Below are 17714 nucleotides of genomic sequence, written 5' to 3'. Positions count from 1 at the left end.
CTGCACCGGCATCACCGTGTGGGGCATCACCGACAAGTACTCCTGGCGCAGCGGCGACACCCCACTGCTGTTCGACGGCAACTACAACAAGAAGCAGGCCTACACCGCCGTCCTCGACGCACTCAACGCGGCGACCCCGAACACCAGCCCGTCTCCGAACACGAGTCCGTCCCCCAACACCAGTCCCTCTCCGCGTACCAGCCCGTCCTCGACGCCGTCTCCGGTGACGGGGGCGTGCTCGGCGACCATCGAGACGACCAACAGCTGGCCGGGCGGGTTCCAGTCGACGGTGACCGTACGGGCGGGCAGTTCGGCGGTCAACGGCTGGACCGTGAAGTGGACCTGGCCGAGCGGGCAGACCATCAGCAGCCTGTGGAGCGGCGTGTCGAGCGGGTCCGGCTCCTCCGTTACGGTCCGCAACGCGGACTACAACGGCTCCATCGCGGCCGGCTCGTCCACCACCTTCGGCTTCACCGCCAACGGCAGCGCGGCCACCCCGTCCGTCACCTGCACCAGCCCCTGACCCCCTTCCTGGCGAGGATCGCCTCCGGTGCGGGCGGGACCAAGGACCCCGCCCGCACCGGAGGCTCCGGCGAGCTACCGCTTCGGCGGCGCGGTGCTGCCGCGTACGACGAGGGTCGTGGCGAACTCCTGACGGTTATGGGGGAGGGGTTCGCCTCTGGCGAGCGTCACCAGCATCCTGGCGGCCGCCGCCGCCATCTCGGTCAGCGGCTGGTGGATCGTGGTCAGCGGCGGGATGGCCCAGCGCACCGGGGGCATGTCGTCGAAGCCGATGACGCTGAGGTCCTCCGGGATGCGCAGCCCCAGCTGGTGGGCCGCGTGGTAGACGCCGATGGCCTGGCCGTCGTTGGAGGCGAAGACGGCGGTGGGCGGGTTGGGCAGGCGCAGCAGGCGGTGCGTGTGCGTCAGTCCGTCCTCGATCTGGTAGTCACCCGGGCAGATGAGGTCCGGGTCGACGGGCACACCGGCGGTGTCGAGCGCCGCGCGGTACCCGTCGAGACGGGCTCGGCTGGACAACGCGTGTGACGGCCCGGTGATGATGGCGATCCGCCGGTGGCCCAGCTCCAGCAGATGGCGGGTGGCGCTGAGCCCGCCGTTCCAGTTGCCCGCGCCCACGGAGGGCGTCCGGTGGCCGGGGTCGCCCGTCGGGTCCAGGAGGACGAGGGGGATCTTGCGGGTGGCGAGCCGTTCCCGCTGTAGGCCGGTCAGGTTGGAGAAGACCGCGATGACGCCGGTGGGGCGGCGCATGAGCACGTCCTCCAGCCAGTCGCCGCCGGGAGTGTGGTGGCCCTCCAGCTCGGAGATCGCCACGGCCAGGTGGTGCTCGCGCGCGATCTGCCCGACACCCCGGACGATCTCCGTCGGGTAGTCGCCCGCCAGTTCGTGGAAGACCAGCTCCAGCACGGCCGCGGGGCTGGAGCGCCGTCGCTGCCTGCGGAAGCCGTGCTCCCGGATGAGGTCCTCGATCATCGCGCGGGTCTCCGGCGCCACCGCGGAGCGGCCGTTCACCACCTTGGAGACCGTCGCCTTGGACACTCCCGCGAGCTCGGCGAGCTGCGCGAGGGTCAGCGGTTCTGGTTCTGATGCGGACGGCTCGTCGACAACGGTCACAAGGCGCAGTCTAACGGCGAGTTGCGCTTAATGGCTCTAAATGTTTCGGTCATCGTGACAACGAAATCGGCGAACTGCCCGGCTGGCGCTTCATACCGCGCCCGAAAACTTTCGGCCCCCGGCGTGCCGGCGCTACCCGGCGAGCGACTGGGTGCCGAGCACGGTGAGCAGCGCGAGGCGCTCGGCGTCCTCGGTTCCGGGTTCGGCGGTGTAGACCATGACGCGCAGGTCGCTGTCCGTCACCGTGAGCACGTCGCAGTCCAGGGTCAGGGGACCGACGTCCGGATGGTCGATGGTTTTGCGCCCGGCCTGGTGCCGGCCGACGGTGCCGGAGTCCCACAGCTCGGCGAACCGGTCGCTGTTCGCGAACAGATCCGCGACCAGCCGCCGCAACCGCTGGTCGGCCGGGTAGCGGTCGCGGGTCGCGCGCAGGTCGGCGACCAGGGCCGTCTCGAACGCCGGCAGTGACTCCGGGGTGTGCCGGGCCCGGCTGCCGGGGCCGAGGAAGTGCCGCCACACCGCGTTGCGCCGGTCGCCGCGCCATCCGGACGGATCGCCCATCAGCGCGGCGTACGGCGGGTTCGCGATGAGCAGGGTCCAGCACGCGTCGTAGACCGCGACGGGTGTTCCGGCCAGCCGGTCGAGCATCCGCTGCACGCCGGGGGTGACGTACGCCGACACCGTCTCCGGGCCGGGCGGTGCCAGCCCGGCCAGCCGGAACAGGTGCGCGCGCTCGGTGCCGGACACCCGCAGGGCCCTCGCCAGGGCCTCGACGACCTGCGCCGACGGGTTGGACGCGCGGCCCTGTTCGAGCCGCGTGACGTAGTCGACGGAGATCCCGGCCAGCATGGCCAGCTCCTCCCGGCGCAGCCCGGCCGCGCGCCGGTGCCCGCCGCCGGGCAGCCCGGCGGCCTCGGGCGAGGCGCGGTCGCGCCAGCGGCGCACCGCTCCGCCGAACTCCGTCGTCGCCATGCACCCAAGTCTGCACCGCCGGGCGAGGTCCTGCCTGGTACCGGAAGTCCCAGGAAGCGGGGGGCGCTGGCCGGCCGTACGGCCGGGGCGGACCCTGGAGGCATGACGACAACGCTGATCACCGGAGCGAACAAGGGACTCGGCTTCGAGACCGCCCGCCGGCTCGTCGCGGCGGGTCACACGGTCTACGTCGGCAGCCGGGACGCCGGGCGCGGGCGCCGGGCCGCCGAACGGCTGGGCGCGCGCTGGGTCCTCCTCGACGTCACCGACGACGCGTCCGTGGCCGCCGCCGCGAAGACCGTCGAGGCGTACGGCGGACTGGACGTGCTGGTCAACAACGCCGGCATCGAGGAACGCACCGAGGCGAACGCGGTCACCGGCGCCGCGGGGACCACCGCCGACATGATGCGGCGCGTGTTCGAGACGAACGTCTTCGGCCTGGTGCGCGTCACCCACGCGTTCCTGCCGCTGCTGGAGCGGTCCGCCGCGCCGGTCGTGGTCAACGTGAGCAGCGGCCTGGCCTCGCTCGCCGGCGCCGCGACCCCCGGCTCGCCGGCGTACGCGTATCCGGGAGTCGCCTACCCGGCGTCGAAGACCGCGGTCAACATGATCACCGTGCAGTATGCGAAGGCGTTCCCAGTCATGCGGATCAACGCGGTGGAGCCCGGATACACCGCCACGGACCTGAACGGGCACACGGGCACGCAGACCGTCAAGGAGGGCGCCGAGATCATCGTCCGCATGGCGCAGGTGGGCCGGGACGGCCCGACCGGGGGCTACTTCGACGCCGGGGGTCCCCTTCCCTGGTGACTCGCGTCCGCGCCGGCCCTGCCCACAAGCCATTGCCGGAATACTGACGTGCATGGCGGCGGAATCACGACACATCAGCGAGCGAATCGACCGGCCGGCGGACGAGGTCTACGAATACGCGTCGGACCCGGCCAATCTCCCCACCTGGGCTCCCGGGCTCGGCGAGGCGGTGGAGAACGCCGACGGACAGTGGTTCGTGGTGACACCGTCGGGCCGGGTCGGCTTCGCCTTCGTGGAGCGCAACACGTACGGCGTCCTCGACCATGAGGTCACGCTGCCCTCCGGCGAGGTCGTCCACAACCCGATGCGGGTCATCCCCGACGGCGACGGCTGCGAGGTGGTGTTCACCCTGCGTCGCCTTCCGGGCGTGAGCGACGAGGACTTCGCCCGCGACGCGGGCCTCGTGCAGGCCGACCTCACCCGGCTGAAGCAGGTGCTCGAAGCGCCGGGCGCCTGAACCGGCACCGGAATTTCGTCCGGCACGCGGGAGAGTGTGCGCGGAGAATTGGCGGGTCGCGGAGCTTCTCGAATGGCGGAATGAGCCGCTGAGAATATCGCGGGGAAACGGCGGCCACCGGCCCGGATTCCGGACGACCTCATGACGCCTGGGCTTCCTGACCAGCGATATCGCCGGTCAGGAAGTGAATGACGAAAGGCTCGTCGTGGCAGGGCAGCAGATCGTCGTCTTGCGGGTTCCGTTCGATCGGGATTCATTGCTTACCATGCGCAGTCGCTTGAGGAAGCTCATGGTTCCGGCTCGTTCCGCGGACGGTTCTCTGGGGCGAAATCGCGAATTCCGCCTGCTGTGGCTCAGCTTCACGATGTCGGTGGCGGGCGACCAGATCTTTCCGGTCACGATAACCATCGCGGCCCTCGACGCGGGTGGCACGGCCTCGACCGTCGGCGCGATCTTCACCTGCCGATGGGTCGCGATCATCGTGTTCGCGTTGCTCGGCGGGCTGTGGGCGGATCGACTGCCGCGCCGTACGGTGATGGTCGCCTCGCTGGGTTTCCAATGCTGTGTGGCCGCCGTCGGGTTGTCCGGCGACACCTCCACCTGGCTCCTCGGGCTCCTGGTCTTCCTCGTCGGAGCGGCGGAGGCGTTCCACCGGCCCGCCTACCAGGCGTGCCTGTCATCCGTGCTCACCCCCGGCCAGCGTCCGGCCGGCGCGGCGCTGACCGCCGTCTCCTGGCGGCTCGGTGCCGTCATCGGGCCCGGTCTCGGCGCGTACGTCGTGACGGCGTGGTCCGCCGGGATCGGATTTTTCGCCGTGCTGACGGCATATCTGCTCGGCCTCGTCCTTCTCCTGCCGCTGCGCGAACCCGTCGTCAGGCCGGGACCGCGGGCGTCGGCCGTGCGGGAGATCGGCGACGGACTCGCCGAGGTCTCACGGCGGCGGTGGGTCCTGGGGGTCATCATCGCCGTCGCGCTCCAGCAGATGCTCACGATCGCGCCGGCGCAGGTCCTGTTGCCTCTCGTCTCCCGTGAGACCTTCGGCGGCGACGCCGTCTACGGAACCGCCCTCGCCCTGCTGTCGGTCGGGGGCCTGGCGGGCGGGCTGATCGGCATGAGGTGGAGACCCGGCAGGCCGGGGCTGGCCGCGATCACCGGGCTCGCTCTCTACGGCGTCGTGCCGCTCGCGCTCGCCTGGCCGGTGTCGCCGGAGTTCGTGTACGCGTGCTACATCGCCGCGGGTCTCGGGCTGGAGATCTTCGCCGTGCAGTGGGTGGTGAACCTCCAGAGGGAGATCCCGCCGGAGCGCCTCGCCCGGGTCACCTCCGTCGACTGGCTGGCCGCCTCGGTCATGACGCCCCTCGGCCTGACGCTGACCGGTCCGGCCGGCGCGGCGATCGGCCGTTCGACGCTGCTGCTGATCGGCGCGGTCGCCGGATTCGCCGTGCCGATGGCGACCGTTTTCCTGCGCGGGATGTCCCGCTTTCAGAGCGACGTCGCTCCGCTCGGCGGGGACCCCACCGCGGAGGCGGCCTCCTCGCTCAGGACGCCGTGAGCTGTCGGCCCGAAGCCGCTGCGCGGCCCGAAGCGCCCCCATGTGTCACGGGGGCGTCAGGAAGCCGAAGTGGTCCTTGCCCACGACAACCTGGTTGCGGAGCTCCCCGACCTCCTGGATCGTCACGGTGATCAGGTCGCCCGCGTGCAACCGGAAGTCGAGTTCGGGCACGAGGCCGGTCCCGGTGGAGAGCACGACCCCGTGGGGATGGTTCTCGGAGTGGAACAGGTAGGCGGTCAGCTCGGTGAACGGGCGCCTGATCTGACTGGTGGAGGTCGTGCCGTCCCAGATGAGGGCGCCCTCGCGAGCGACCGTCAGGCGGATGGCGAGGTCGGAGGGGTCGACCTCCCATGCGGGTCTGATCCCGGAGGACAGAGCGCACGCGCCGGCGTACGTCTTGGCCTGGGGCAGGTAGAGCGGGTTCTCGCCCTCCACCGACCGTGAGCTCATGTCGTTGCAGACGACGTAGCCGACGATCTCCTCGAATCGGTTCACCACAAGCGCCAGCTCGGGCTCGGGAACGTTGAGCACCGAATCGGAGCGGATGCCGACGGGTTCGCCGTCGACGACCACTCGCCAGGCGGGCGACTTGAAGAACAACTCGGGACGCTCGGCGTCATAGACCAGCTCGTAGACCGATTTGAGGGCGCTCTCTTCCACTCGTGCGTCCCGAGAACGCAGGTAGGTCACGCCTGACGCCCAGACCTCCATGGCGCCGTCCACGGGTGCGAGCGGCCGCACCTCGCTGAGCAGGCCGTCGGGGGTGGCGGCGGCGCAGATCCGCTCGATGTCCTCCTTCCGGTGCTGGAGAAGCTCGAACATGCCGGCGACCGGCAGGGTGGACAGGATGCCGTCATTCACCACCGCGACGCGTGGGCGGGGGTCGGCATGCCGCCGATACCTAACGATGTGCACTCCGGTTTCCCTTCCACCGTGAAGCGCATGACCTCAGGCGCTCCGATGCGAGCTCTGGACAAAGTCATTGTGATCGGCGACGGTGACGTTGTAAACGTTACCGATTACGTTTGCAAAGGCGGAATGGGGTGATCGGGTGACCACTGTCAGGCAGGAGTCCGGGGCGATCTACACCGATCGGGCCGCTCCCGTTGGGGAGCGCGTGGAGGATCTGCTTGCCCGGATGACCCGGGAGGAGAAGCTCGCACAGCTGGGAAGCGTCTGGGCGTTCTCGGTGATGGACGGCGGCCGGTACGCGGAGGAGCGGGCACGGACGGTCCTTCGGCACGGCTTGGGGCACGTGACCCGGGTCGCCGGAGCCACCAATCTCAAGGCCGAACAGGTGGCGCGCGTGGCGAACGCGATCCAGCGGTTTCTGGTGACGCAGACCCGGCTGGGGATTCCGGCGATCGTGCACGAGGAGGTGTGCTCCGGCTTGATGGCGCGCGAGGCGACCATCTTCCCCCAGGCGATCGGGGTCGCGAGCACCTGGGAGCCGGAGCTCAACCGGCGGCTGGCGGATGCCGTCCGTGCGCAGATGCGCGCGATGGGAAGCCACCAGGGGCTCTCACCGGTGCTGGACGTGGTGCGGGACCCGCGGTGGGGCCGGACGGAGGAGACCTACGGCGAGGACCCGTATCTGGTGGCCCGCATGGGCGTGGCGTTCATCCGGGGCCTCCAGGGCGCTTCTCCGGCGGAGGGCGTCATCGCGACGGCCAAGCACTTCGTCGGTTACGGGGCGTCCGAGGGCGGGTTGAACTGGGCTCCGGCGCACCTGCCACCTCGTCTGCTGCGGGAGGTGTATCTGTATCCGTTCGAGACGGCGGTCCGGGAGGCGGGCCTCCAGTCGGTGATGGCCGGCTACCACGAGCTGGACGGGATCCCCTGCCATGCCAACCGTGAGCTTCTCACCGATGTCCTCCGTGGGGAGTGGGGCTTCACGGGCACCGTCGTGTCGGACTACTTCGCCGTCGACGATCTCCATTCGTATCACCACTTCGCCGAGGACAAGCGGCGGGCGGCGGCTTCGGCGCTCACCGCGGGCACCGACGTCGAGCTTCCGGCGACGGACGTGTACGCGGACGCGCTGGCACGCGCCCTGGACGCGGGTGAGGTCGGCGAGGGGGAACTGGACGAAGCGGTCGCACGGGTCCTCCGGCACAAGTTCGAGCTCGGCCTGTTCGAGAACCCCTACGTCGACGAGACCGCGGTCGCGGTGACGGTGAACGCCGAGCGGCACCGGGAGGTGGCGCTCGAGACGGCTCGCCGCAGCCTCGTCCTGCTCAAGAACGAGGGCGTGCTGCCGCTGCGGCCGGGCGCCGGAACGGTCGCCCTCATCGGGCCCAACGCCGACAGCGCCCGGCATCTGCTCGGTGACTACTCCTTCGCGGCGCATGTCGAGTCGCTGCTGGAGGCGCGCGAGCGGAAGGGGCTGCTCGGCCAGACGATGACGGTGCCGGACGACCTCGAGATAGAGGAGAGCACGGACGGGGTGCCCACGGTGCGCGACGAGCTCACGGCTCGCCTGGGCGACCGGGTGCGCTACGCGCACGGGTGCGATGTGATCGACGCGTCGAGGGACGGTTTCGACGAGGCGGTCGCGGCCGCCGCGGCTGCCGACGTCGCGGTGCTGGTCCTGGGAGACCGTTCGGGGCTGACGACCCGGGCCACGACGGGCGAGTCGAGGGACCGGTCCAGCCTGGAGCTGCCCGGTGTCCAGGAGGACCTGGTCCGTGCCGTCGTCGCCACCGGCACCCCCGTGGTGGCGGTGCTCGTCGCCGGCCGGCCGGTCGGCGGCGACTTCCTGCACGAGGAGTGCGCCGCGGTGCTGATGGCCTGGCTGCCCGGGGAGACCGGGGCGCAGGCGATCGCCGAGGTGCTGCTCGGCGAGGTGAACCCGAGCGGGAAGCTGCCGATCTCCTACCCGCGCTCCGTGGGCCAGATACCCGTCTTCTACGGGCACAAGGTGTCCGGCGGACGGTCGCACTGGCACGGCGACTACGTCGACTCGCCCGTCAGCCCGCGATACCCCTTCGGTCACGGACTCGGCTACGCCCCGTTCGTCGTCGAACACGTCACGCTGGACCGCGCCGAAGTGACCGCCGGGGACAGCGTCACCGTGGAAGTCACCGTGGCCAACACGGGCGATCGGGCAGGCGAGGAAGTCGTCCAGCTCTACATCCGGGATCCGCAGGCGACGGTCACCCGGCCTGTGCTCGAGTTGAAGAGCTTCGCCCGTGTGTACGCCGGGCCGGGGCGGCGAACGGCCATACGGTTCCGTCTGCCGACGGGTCAGCTTGGTTTCTACAACCGCAACATGGACTACGCCATAGAAACCGGACATATTGAGGTATATGTCGGCTTCTCCTCTAGTGCTCTTACCCCCGCGGGCACGTTCGCCATCACCGGCGACGCCGACCGGGCCGAGGTCCGAAAGGCCTACACGGGCGCGGTCGACGTCGTGGAAGTGCCGCCGGCGACCGCGTGGCCGAGATGACGGCGCGGCAGGTGGGGCGGGGTATCGGGGCGATCCGGCCGTGTCCTTTTCGGACATGCGGTCGGCGCGCTGAGAGGCCGAAATGGGTCTTGTGTTGGCATTCGTTATCGCTTACGTTAAGCGTTGGAAACGTAACCGATAACGATTGCAATGTAGAGAGGGCGGCATGGCCGACGGCGATACGCCGGTGACGATGAGCGACGTCGCGCGTCTGGCGGGCGTCTCCACCGCGACGGTGTCGCGGGTGGTCAACGGGCGTTACGGCGTCAGTGCCAGCACCATCGCACAGGTCCGTTCGGCCATCGAGCGGCTGGGCTACGAGTCGAGCCTCGTGGCGACCAGCCTGCGCCGCAGCCGCACCAACGTTCTGGGCCTGGTGACGCACAGCTTCCAGTCCTATACGGCCGAGGTGCTCAAGGGCGTGATGGATGCCCTGCGCCAGTCCGGCTTCGACCTGATCATCTATGCCAACAGCGATCTCTACGGGACGTACTCGGAGGGCTGGGAGCAGCGGCACCTGACCCGCCTGTCGGGCACCCTCACGGACGGATGCATCGTGGTCACGCCCTGGGGCGAGGTGCGGAGCAGCACTCCGGTCGTGGTCATCGATCCGGTGAGGGACTCGACGGTGCCGTCCGTGACGGCCGACAACCTCGCGGGTGCCACCCAGGTGGTCGAGCATCTGCTCGGCCTGGGCCATCGGCGTATCGGATTCATCGCGGGCCGTTCCAGCCTCGCGGCGGCCTGGTCGCGTGAGGAGGGTTACCGCAGGGCGCTGGCCGAAGCGGGAGTTCCGGCCGATCCGACGTTGATCGGCAGGGGCGACTTCAATCCCGAGTCCGCGATCCCGCTGGCGCGCGCGTTGCTGGAAGGGCCGGACCGGCCGACGGCGATCTTCGCCGCGAGCGACGGAATGGCCCTGAAGGTTCTGGAGGTCGCGAAGGAGTTGGGGCTCGACGTTCCCGGCGACCTGTCGGTGGTCGGATTCGACAACATTCCGGAGTCGGCGCTGGCCGAGCCGGCGCTGACCACGGTGGACCAGTCGATGTACCGCCTCGGACACGAGGCCGCGCGCATGCTCAAGTCGCTGGTGACCGGCGAGTGGGAGGGCCCCCGCCAAATACTGCTTCCGACCCGGTTGGTGGTCCGCGGCTCCACCGCACCACCGCGGATCACGACACCGCAGATCACAAAGAGACCCTGACACGACGCACAGGTGCACCATCCAGGTGCACCTGGCGTTCAGGAAAACACATCAAACCAGTGACGAACGGAGGTAAAGCTACACAAACCGCGTCACATACACCGAGAAGCTAGGTCGGCTAAGCGGCCCTACCCGCTGCCGACCATCACAAGGAGTTTTCGGTATGACCTTACTGTATCACGGCAGGTCGCGTCCCATGGGCGCACGACGGCTTGCGGCGGTGATCGTCGCCGGAGTCATGGCGCTCGCGGCGGTGTTACTCGCGCCGCGGCCGGCTACGGCGGCCACGCCGTGGCTGAGCGTCTCAGCTGACGGTTACGTGTCGTTCAGCGTCCCGGCGGCAGACGTCCAGGCCGGCATGGGTCAGGTGTCCCAGGTCGTCATCGAGGGGAACTTCGGCCCCTCCTCCACCTGGGTGGAGTTCGGCCTGAGCCGCGGGGCCAACGCCTGGACGGGGGTCCTCGGCCCGCTCAAGCCGGGGCTGTACTACTACCAGGTCACGGGCGACGACACCAAGGGCCTCAAGGACCCGACGAACAGCACCACCGTGGCGTCCAAGCCTCTGTGGAGCACCTTCCTCGTTCCGGGCGACTCGGCGCGTCTGCTGGCGGACGCGCCCGAGGGACAGGGCGGCAAGGTCGAGACCCTGACCTACCGGGTCAAGAAGGAGGAGCGGTCGGCCCTGGTCTGGACCCCGCCGGGGTACTCGGCCAAGGGCGGCAAGCCGTATCCGGTGCTGTACCTGCAGTCCGGCACGGACAGGAGCGCCACCGACTGGCTCGACCTCGGTCGTGCCGGGCAGATCCTCGACAACCTGTCGGCCGACGGCGCCATCGAGCCGATGGTGGTCGTGATCACCGACGGTCGCGGACCGGACGACGACAAGGAGCTCAAGGACCTCCGCAAGGCGGTCGGGGACGCCTACCGCGTCCACCGCGACCCGGCGCACCAGGCGATCGCCGGTGTGTCCGAGGGCGGGTCGCAGGCGTTGCGTGCCGCCCTGACCGGCCCCGGCCAGTTCGCCTACGCCGGCTCGTTCTCGGGCCTCCTCACGGAGGTCGCCGGTGGGAAGCCCGGCCCCGGACCGAACCCCGGTGTCAAGCTGGTGCGTCTGTACACCGGGAACGTGACCGATCCCGCGTACAACGCGACCGTCCGCCTGACGAAGGCGCTGGACCGCGCCCGCGTCAAGTACGAGTTCGACGGGGTCAACCCCGACGGCGGGGCGAACTGGACCGCCTGGCAGGAGAACCTGATCGATTTCCTGCCGCGGCTGTTCCGTAAGGCGTCGGACCACGGTCCGAGCGCCGGTCACGAGCCGCTGAAGGGCGAGTTCACCCCGCCGGCGCCCGGCACCACGCCGACGCCGTTCGTGCAGGACGGCTTCGTCACCTTCGAGACCACGACGGACTTCAAGGACGCCAAGCACGTCACGGTGTGGGCGAACATCGCTCCCGGCGGGAGCTGGCTGCGCGTCCCGCTGTCCCGTGAGGGCGACCGGTGGCGGGCGACCGTGGGCCCGTTCGAGCCGTGGTTCTACTACTACCGGCTCATCGTGGATCGGGTCGCGGTCAAGGACGCGTCGAACCCGACGAAGGTGACCACCGAGCCCACCTGGAGCACCTTCCTCGTCCCCGGTGAGAGGGCACGCCTGGTCACGGACGTTCCCGCCGGTCAGGGCGGGAAGGTCGAGAGCCTGACGTACCGCAGCAACGTGACGAACCAGGACCGGACCGCGTTGGTCTGGACCCCGCCCGGCTACGACCCGAACCGCGCGGAGCCGTATCCCGTCTTCTACCTCCAGCACGGTGGCGGCCAGAACCACACGGACTGGGTCGAGATGGGACGCGCCAAGCAGATTCTCGACAACCACTACCGTGACGGCAACCTGGTGCCGATGGTGGTCGTGATGAGCAACGGCAACGTGTCCAACTTCAACAAGGAACTGCTGGAGAACATCGACCCGGCCGTACGCGCCCGGTACAACGTCTCCGGCGACCCGTCGCAGCAGGCACTCGCCGGCCTCTCGATGGGTGGTGGACAGACGATCGGGATGCTCAAGGCGTACCCGGGCCGGTTCGCCTACATCGCGGCGTTCTCGGCGGGGTTCGGCGGCAGCGCCGGCGTCGACGTGGCGGCGATCAACAACGGGACCAAGCTGCTGCGCGTGTACGTCGGCGACGTCACCGACTTCGTGTACCCGTCGTTCATGGCGGGACTGACCACGATGGACAACCTCGGCATCCGCTACGAGTTCGACGGGGTCACCCCCGGGCCGCACGGCTGGGACGTGTGGCAGAAGAACCTCATCGACCTGGCACCGCGCTTGTTCAAGCGCTGATCCCAGGCGCACTGGAGGCGACACCACCGGGCCCCCGGTGATGCTCGCCACGCACGTGAGCGTGTGAGCGCTCACATTGAGAAATCGGCACGAGGGACAGGGCGCGGATCGTGTCATCCGCGCCCCGTCCCGGCCGATCGCTCGGCCTCAGCGGCGGCGCATGGACCCCTTGTGCGCTGTGACCCCGAAGGGGAGATCATGTCAATGAAGACGAAAAGACTAATTGTCACGGCGGCCATGCTCGCCGCCGCGAGCGCGCTGGCCGCCTGCGCCCCCGACGCGGGAGGGGGCGCGAACACCGCGGGCGGAAGCGCCGCGCCTGCGAACGACGCGGGCGGAAACAACGCGAGCAACTGCACGAACACGATCAGCAAGAAGGACCTGCCGGTCGTGACCTTCTGGGGCTGGTACCCCAACATGCAGCTGGTCGTCGACAACTTCAACAAGCAGAACAACGAGGTGCAGGTCTGCTGGACCAACGTCGGTCAGGGCGGTGACGAGTACGACAAGTTCCAGACGGCCATCTCGGCGGGCAGCGGCGCGCCCGACGTGATCATGATCGAGGCGGACCGGATCCCGACCTTCCAGATCCAGAAGGCGCTCGTCGACATCAAGCAGTACGGCTATGACGCCGTCAAGGACAACTACGGCCCGGGCGCGTGGAAGGACGTCTCGATCGGCGGCGCGGTCTACGGCGTTCCGGTCGACGGCGGCCCGATGGCGATGATCTACCGGAAGGACGTCTTCGACAAGTACAAGGTCACTCCACCGAAGACGTGGGCCGAGTACGAGCAGGCTGCGCAGAAGGTGAAGGACGCGGGGGGCCCGCTGTTCGGCGACCTGGGCGCGAACGTGCCGGCCGTCCTGATGGCGTTGCAGATCCAGAAGGGCGCGAGTCCGTTCACCTACGACCCGGCGCAGCCGGAGACGATCGGCATCAAGCTCAACGACCAGGCGTCCAAGGACGTGCTCGACTACTGGGGGAGCCTCGCCAAGAAGGGCCTGGTCGGGACGCAGGACCAGTTCACGCCGGAGTACATCGCCGGTGTGGTCAACGGCAAGTACGCGACGTACATCTCGGCGGCCTGGGCGCCCGGATACCTCACCGGCGCGGGCGTCGGCAAGGGCGAGGACACCGGTAAGTGGGCGGTGGCGCCGCTCCCGCAGTGGGATCCCGGCAATCCGGTGCAGGTGAACTGGGGCGGGTCGGCCTTCTCGGTGACGAGCCAGGCGAAGAACCCCGAACTCGCGGCGAAGGCGGCGTACGGCCTCTACGCCGACGACGAGTCGCTCAAGGACGGCTGGACCAACCAGATCATCTTCCCGCTGAACCTCAAGGCGCTCAACAGTCCCGAGTTCGTGGACCTGAAGGTGAACTTCTTCGACGGTCAGCAGGCGAACAAGGAGGTCTACGTCCCGGCGGCGAACGCCTACAAGGGCATGACCTACGCCCCGTTCGGCCAGTACTACTTCGACGCCATGACGAAGCAGGTCAGCGCGGTCATCGAGGGCTCCGTCACCGGTGCGCAGGCCGCCGACCGGCTCCAGGAGGACGTGGTGGGCTACGCCAAGGAGCAAGGGTTCACCGTCCAGTGACACCACGGGCGGGCCGGCCGGGCGTCCCCGGCCGGCCCGCCCGTCACCCCCAGCATCGACTTCCCGGAGCCCACAATGACCCTCCTGATCGAGGAGAGTGCAGCGAGCACTCAAGAGAAAGCGCACAAGGTCCGCGGCAAGGTGCGCCTCCGTGAGCACCTGATGGGGTGGCTCTTCGTCGGGCCGTTCGCGATCGTCTTCCTGGCGCTTCTCATCGCGCCGCTCGCGTACGCGTTCTACCTCAGCCTCTGGCAGAAGAAGCTGATCGGCGGCACCAGCTTCGTCTTCCTCGGCAACTACGTGAAGGCGTTCACCGACCCGACTTTCCTGTCCGGGGCGTGGTTCGTCATCCGCTTCTCGCTCGTCGCCATCCCGCTGCAGATCGTCATCGCGCTCGCGATGGCACTCATCCTGGATGCCGTGACCTCGCTGTTCACCCGCTTCTCCCGCCTCATGATCTTCCTTCCCTACGCCATCCCCACGGTCATCGGGGCGGTCATGTGGGGATTCCTCTACAGCAAGAGCTTCGGGCCGCTCACCGACATCTTCGGATTGTTCGGCGCCACCGCGCCCGACTTCTTCAGCAGCAATCTGATCTTCTACGGCCTGATCAACGTCGTCACCTGGCAGTGGGCCGGCTACTACATGATCATTCTGTACGCGGCGCTCCAGGGAATCGACCCGACGCTTTACGAGGCCGCCCGCATGGACGGCGCCGGGAAATGGCAGATCGCGCTCCGGATCAAAATCCCGCTGATCGCCCCCGCGCTGCTCCTGATCCTGGTCTTCTCGCTCATCGGCACCCTGCAGTTCTTCAACGAACCACAGATCCTGCGCTATCTCGCGGCCGGCACGATCTCGCCGGGATTCACCCCCAACATGTACGCCTACCAGCAGGCGTTCGGGCTCGCGAACTTCAACTACGGATCGGCGATCTCCTTCGCCCTCGGCGGGATCGTGTTCGTCTGCGTCTACGCCTTCCTGTTCTTCACCCGCAAGCGGAGGAGCTTCTTCTGATGACCGGCAGCTCCCGCGCCGGCGTACGCCGCCGTCCCCAGCGCCATCTCCCGCTGCAGATCTTCCTCGGCTTCCTGGTCGTCTACTTCCTGGTGCCGTTCTGGTGGGTCATCGTCAACAGTTCCAAAGACGCCCCCGGCCTGTTCAGCGGCAGCAACACCCTGTGGTTCGCCGATTCGGTCGACTACTTCGGGAACCTCCAGCGGCTGTTCACCTTCGACGGCGGCATCTACGGCAGGTGGATCCTCAACTCCACGCTGTACGCGTTCGCGGGCGGGATCGGCGCCACGGTCCTGGCCGTCCTGGCCGGCTACGGATTCGCCAAATACCGGTTCGCCGGCAGGCGCTTCAGCTTCTCGGTCCTGCTGGGCGCGTTGATGGTGCCCGCGACCGCCCTGGTGATCCCCACCTTCATGATGTTCTCCGGGCTCGGCCTGACGAACACGATCTGGGCGGTGATCCTTCCGTCGCTGCTCAATCCGTTCGGCGTCTACCTGATGCACGTGTACGCGCGCGACGCGGTGCCCGACGAGATCCTGGACGCGGCGCGGGTCGACGGCGCGGGTGAACTGCGGACGTTCCTCCAGGTCGCCTTTCCGCTGATGCGGCCCGCGGTGGTCACGGTGCTGCTCCTGTCCGCCGTGGCGTCCTGGAACAACTACTTCCTGCCCCTCGCCATGCTCTCCGACAACCGGCTCTTCCCCGTCACCGTCGGGCTCGGCCTCTGGCAGGGAATCGCCTCGGCGAACAACGCGGGTAGCACCTCTCTTTGGAGCCTCATCATCCTGGGCGCGCTCGTCTCGGTGGTCCCGCTCATCATCGCCTTCTTCACCCTCCAGCGGCACTGGCGCGGCGGACTGTCCGTCGGAGGCCTGAGATAGCCGCGGCCGGTCGTCCAGCAGCAGCAAATCCAAATGACAGAGAGGTGTCCCGATGTCGATGACGAATCGCCCGCTGCGTAGCCAGCAGTGGTTCGGAGCGGAGGGCCGCAACGGGTTCATCCATCGATCGTGGATGCGCAACCAGGGGTTCGCGGACGACGTCTTCGACGGCCGGCCGGTGGTCGGCATCGCCACGACGTGGTCGGAACTGACGCCGTGCAACGCCCACCTGCGCGACCTGGCCGAGTCGGTGAAGCGCGGCGTGTGGGAGAGCGGCGGCCTGCCACTGGAGTTTCCGGCGATGAGCCTGGGGGAGCCGCTGATGCGGCCGACGACCATGCTCTACCGCAATCTGCTGGCGATGGAGGCCGAGGAACTGATCCGCGCCAACCCGCTCGACGGGGTGGTGCTGCTGTCCGGCTGCGACAAGACCACGCCCGGGCTGCTGATGGGCGCGGCCAGCGTCGACCTGCCCACTTTGATGATCACCGGTGGTCCGATGCTGAACGGCAAGTTCCGTGGCCGGGACATCGGATCGGGCACCGACGTGTGGCGTTTCACCGAGGAACAGCGCGCCGGCCGGATGACGGCGGCCGACTGCGCCGAGGCGGAGATCTGCATGTCCCGCAGCCGCGGGCACTGCATGACCATGGGGACCGCCTCCACGATGGCCTGCGTGACCGAGGCGCTCGGCGTCCAGCTGCCGGGGGCCGCCGCCGTACCGGCGGTCGACTCCCGCCGGTACGCGCTCGCGCACGCCGCCGGGCGCCGGATCGTGGCCATGGTCGAGGAGGACCAGCGGCTGTCCACCGTGCTCACCCGCGAAGCCTTCGAGAACGCCATCCGGGTCAACGCCGCGATCGGCGGCTCCACCAACGCCGTGGTGCACCTGCTGGCGATCGCCGGGCGCCTCGGCGTACCCCTGTCGCTGGAGGACTTCGACACGCTCACCGCCGACGTGCCCATGCTGGTGAACCTGATGCCCTCCGGCACACACCTGATGGAGGACTTCGCGTACGCGGGCGGGCTCCCGGCGGTGATGAAGGAGATCGCCCCCCTGCTGCACCTGGACCACGTCACCGTCAGCGGCAAGAGCGTGGCCGACAACGTCAGCGGTGCCCAGTGCTGGAACCGGGAGGTCATCGGCACCATGGAGGAGCCGTTCCAGCCCGCCGGGTCGGGGACCGTCGTGCTGCGCGGGTCGCTCGCGCCGTCCGGGGCCGTGCTGAAGGTCTCCGCCGCCTCGCCCCATCTGCTGCGGCACACCGGACAGGCGCTCGTGTTCGACCGGATCGAGGACTACATCGCCGTGGCCGACGACCCGGATCTGGACGTCACCGCCGACACGGTCATCGTGGTACGCAACGCCGGACCACGCGGCTACCCCGGTTTTCCCGAGGTGGGTAACATGCCCATGCCGCGGCGGCTGCTCACCGAAGGGGTCACCGACATGGTGCGGATCTCCGACGCCCGCATGAGCGGCACCGGCTACGGCACCTGCGTCCTGCACGTGGCCCCCGAGGCGTCGGTGGGCGGCCCTCTCGCACTCGTGCGTACCGGCGACGTGATTCGGCTCGACGTCCCGGCGCGGCGTCTGGACCTGCTGGTCGACGCCGCGGAGCTCGAGCGCCGTCGCGCCGCCTGGCAGCCCCCGCGACCGGCCGCCGAACGTGGATGGGTGCGTCTGTACAGCGAGCACGTCCTCCAAGCCGACAAGGGCGCGGACCTGGACTTCCTCACCGGCGGCAGCGGCAGCGCCCCGCCCCGCCACTCACACTGATCATCCTCGTGGACCGGCGCC

At 69.0% G+C, this 17714-nt stretch carries 14 protein-coding genes; 11 read left to right on the top strand and 3 right to left on the bottom strand.

Features of this window, described 5'->3' with window-relative positions:
• Positions 1-523, top strand: a 523-nt coding sequence (locus tag HHX30_RS34345) for a cellulose binding domain-containing protein (RefSeq protein ID WP_169987483.1), incomplete at its 5' end; no start/stop codon positions are given.
• Between the two features lie 74 nt (positions 524-597).
• On the opposite strand, the gene HHX30_RS34340 is transcribed toward HHX30_RS34345, so the two are convergent.
• Both HHX30_RS34340 and HHX30_RS34335 read right to left on the bottom strand, forming a co-directional pair.
• Entirely contained in the window at positions 598-1632 is a 1035-nt protein-coding gene (locus tag HHX30_RS34340) for a LacI family DNA-binding transcriptional regulator (protein WP_169987481.1), read from the bottom strand.
• A gap of 132 nt (positions 1633-1764) precedes the next feature.
• Positions 1765-2604 (bottom strand): helix-turn-helix transcriptional regulator, encoded by an 840-nt coding sequence (locus tag HHX30_RS34335; RefSeq protein WP_169987479.1) that lies wholly within the window; start codon positions 2602-2604, stop codon positions 1765-1767.
• Positions 2605-2706: 102 nt separating this feature from the next.
• Between HHX30_RS34335 and HHX30_RS34330 the strand changes: the two genes are divergently transcribed.
• The 3 genes from HHX30_RS34330 (at position 2707) to HHX30_RS34320 (ending at position 5423) form a co-directional block, all read left to right on the top strand.
• Complete coding sequence (locus HHX30_RS34330) at positions 2707-3414, top strand: SDR family NAD(P)-dependent oxidoreductase (RefSeq protein ID WP_169987478.1); 708 nt, start codon at positions 2707-2709, stop codon at positions 3412-3414.
• A gap of 52 nt (positions 3415-3466) precedes the next feature.
• Entirely contained in the window at positions 3467-3871 is a 405-nt protein-coding gene (locus HHX30_RS34325; RefSeq protein ID WP_169987476.1) for an SRPBCC family protein, read from the top strand.
• Between the two features lie 289 nt (positions 3872-4160).
• Positions 4161-5423 (top strand): MFS transporter, encoded by a 1263-nt coding sequence (locus HHX30_RS34320; RefSeq protein ID WP_169987474.1) that lies wholly within the window; start codon positions 4161-4163, stop codon positions 5421-5423.
• Positions 5424-5468: 45 nt separating this feature from the next.
• On the opposite strand, the gene HHX30_RS34315 is transcribed toward HHX30_RS34320, so the two are convergent.
• Positions 5469-6338, bottom strand: a complete 870-nt coding sequence (locus tag HHX30_RS34315) for a fumarylacetoacetate hydrolase family protein (protein WP_211593049.1) — start codon at positions 6336-6338, stop codon at positions 5469-5471.
• A 136-nt stretch (positions 6339-6474) separates the two neighbouring features.
• Here HHX30_RS34315 and HHX30_RS34310 point away from each other — a divergent pair, with 136 nt between their 5' ends.
• From HHX30_RS34310 to HHX30_RS34280, 7 genes are all read left to right on the top strand, one after another.
• Positions 6475-8874, top strand: a complete 2400-nt coding sequence (locus HHX30_RS34310; protein ID WP_211593047.1) for a glycoside hydrolase family 3 N-terminal domain-containing protein — start codon at positions 6475-6477, stop codon at positions 8872-8874.
• Positions 8875-9040: 166 nt separating this feature from the next.
• The gene (locus tag HHX30_RS34305) at positions 9041-10078 is read left to right on the top strand and encodes a LacI family DNA-binding transcriptional regulator (protein ID WP_169987472.1); all 1038 of its coding nucleotides are present in this window, start codon (positions 9041-9043) and stop codon (positions 10076-10078) included.
• Between the two features lie 163 nt (positions 10079-10241).
• Entirely contained in the window at positions 10242-12419 is a 2178-nt protein-coding gene (locus HHX30_RS34300; protein WP_169987471.1) for an esterase family protein, read from the top strand.
• Positions 12420-12617: 198 nt separating this feature from the next.
• Complete coding sequence (locus HHX30_RS34295; protein ID WP_211593044.1) at positions 12618-14015, top strand: extracellular solute-binding protein; 1398 nt, start codon at positions 12618-12620, stop codon at positions 14013-14015.
• 75 nt (positions 14016-14090) lie between these two features.
• Positions 14091-15032: a carbohydrate ABC transporter permease gene (locus HHX30_RS34290; RefSeq protein ID WP_169987469.1), complete on the top strand. Its 942-nt coding sequence runs from the start codon at positions 14091-14093 to the stop codon at positions 15030-15032.
• Positions 15032-15913 carry a carbohydrate ABC transporter permease gene (locus HHX30_RS34285; protein ID WP_169987467.1) on the top strand — a complete coding sequence of 294 codons (882 nt, stop codon included), beginning with the start codon at positions 15032-15034 and terminating at the stop codon, positions 15911-15913. Before HHX30_RS34290 ends, HHX30_RS34285 begins: the two co-directional genes overlap by 1 nt.
• Positions 15914-15965: 52 nt before the next feature.
• On the top strand, positions 15966-17693 hold the full coding sequence (locus HHX30_RS34280) for an IlvD/Edd family dehydratase (protein ID WP_169987465.1): 1728 nt from the start codon (positions 15966-15968) through the stop codon (positions 17691-17693).
• The last annotated feature ends 21 nt before the right edge of the window (positions 17694-17714 follow it).

It is taken from the genome of Microbispora sp. H10836, assembly GCF_012999525.1.
Classification (GTDB): domain Bacteria; phylum Actinomycetota; class Actinomycetes; order Streptosporangiales; family Streptosporangiaceae; genus Microbispora.
Note: the sequence above shows the minus strand (reverse complement) of the source record. Positions and strands in the feature narration are given on the sequence as shown.

Excerpts from the sequence above, each read along its gene's own strand:
- HHX30_RS34335 (WP_169987479.1), bottom strand. The coding sequence starts at position 2,604 with ATGGCGACGACGGAGTTCGGCGGAGCGGTGCGCCGCTGGCGCGACCGC.
- HHX30_RS34290 (WP_169987469.1), top strand. The coding sequence starts at position 14,091 with ATGACCCTCCTGATCGAGGAGAGTGCAGCGAGCACTCAAGAGAAAGCG.
- HHX30_RS34285 (WP_169987467.1), top strand. The coding sequence starts at position 15,032 with ATGACCGGCAGCTCCCGCGCCGGCGTACGCCGCCGTCCCCAGCGCCAT.
- HHX30_RS34325 (WP_169987476.1), top strand. The coding sequence starts at position 3,467 with ATGGCGGCGGAATCACGACACATCAGCGAGCGAATCGACCGGCCGGCG.
- HHX30_RS34300 (WP_169987471.1), top strand. The coding sequence starts at position 10,242 with ATGACCTTACTGTATCACGGCAGGTCGCGTCCCATGGGCGCACGACGG.
- HHX30_RS34305 (WP_169987472.1), top strand. The coding sequence starts at position 9,041 with ATGGCCGACGGCGATACGCCGGTGACGATGAGCGACGTCGCGCGTCTG.
- HHX30_RS34320 (WP_169987474.1), top strand. The coding sequence starts at position 4,161 with ATGGTTCCGGCTCGTTCCGCGGACGGTTCTCTGGGGCGAAATCGCGAA.
- HHX30_RS34295 (WP_211593044.1), top strand. The coding sequence starts at position 12,618 with ATGTCAATGAAGACGAAAAGACTAATTGTCACGGCGGCCATGCTCGCC.
- HHX30_RS34330 (WP_169987478.1), top strand. The coding sequence starts at position 2,707 with ATGACGACAACGCTGATCACCGGAGCGAACAAGGGACTCGGCTTCGAG.
- HHX30_RS34280 (WP_169987465.1), top strand. The coding sequence starts at position 15,966 with ATGTCGATGACGAATCGCCCGCTGCGTAGCCAGCAGTGGTTCGGAGCG.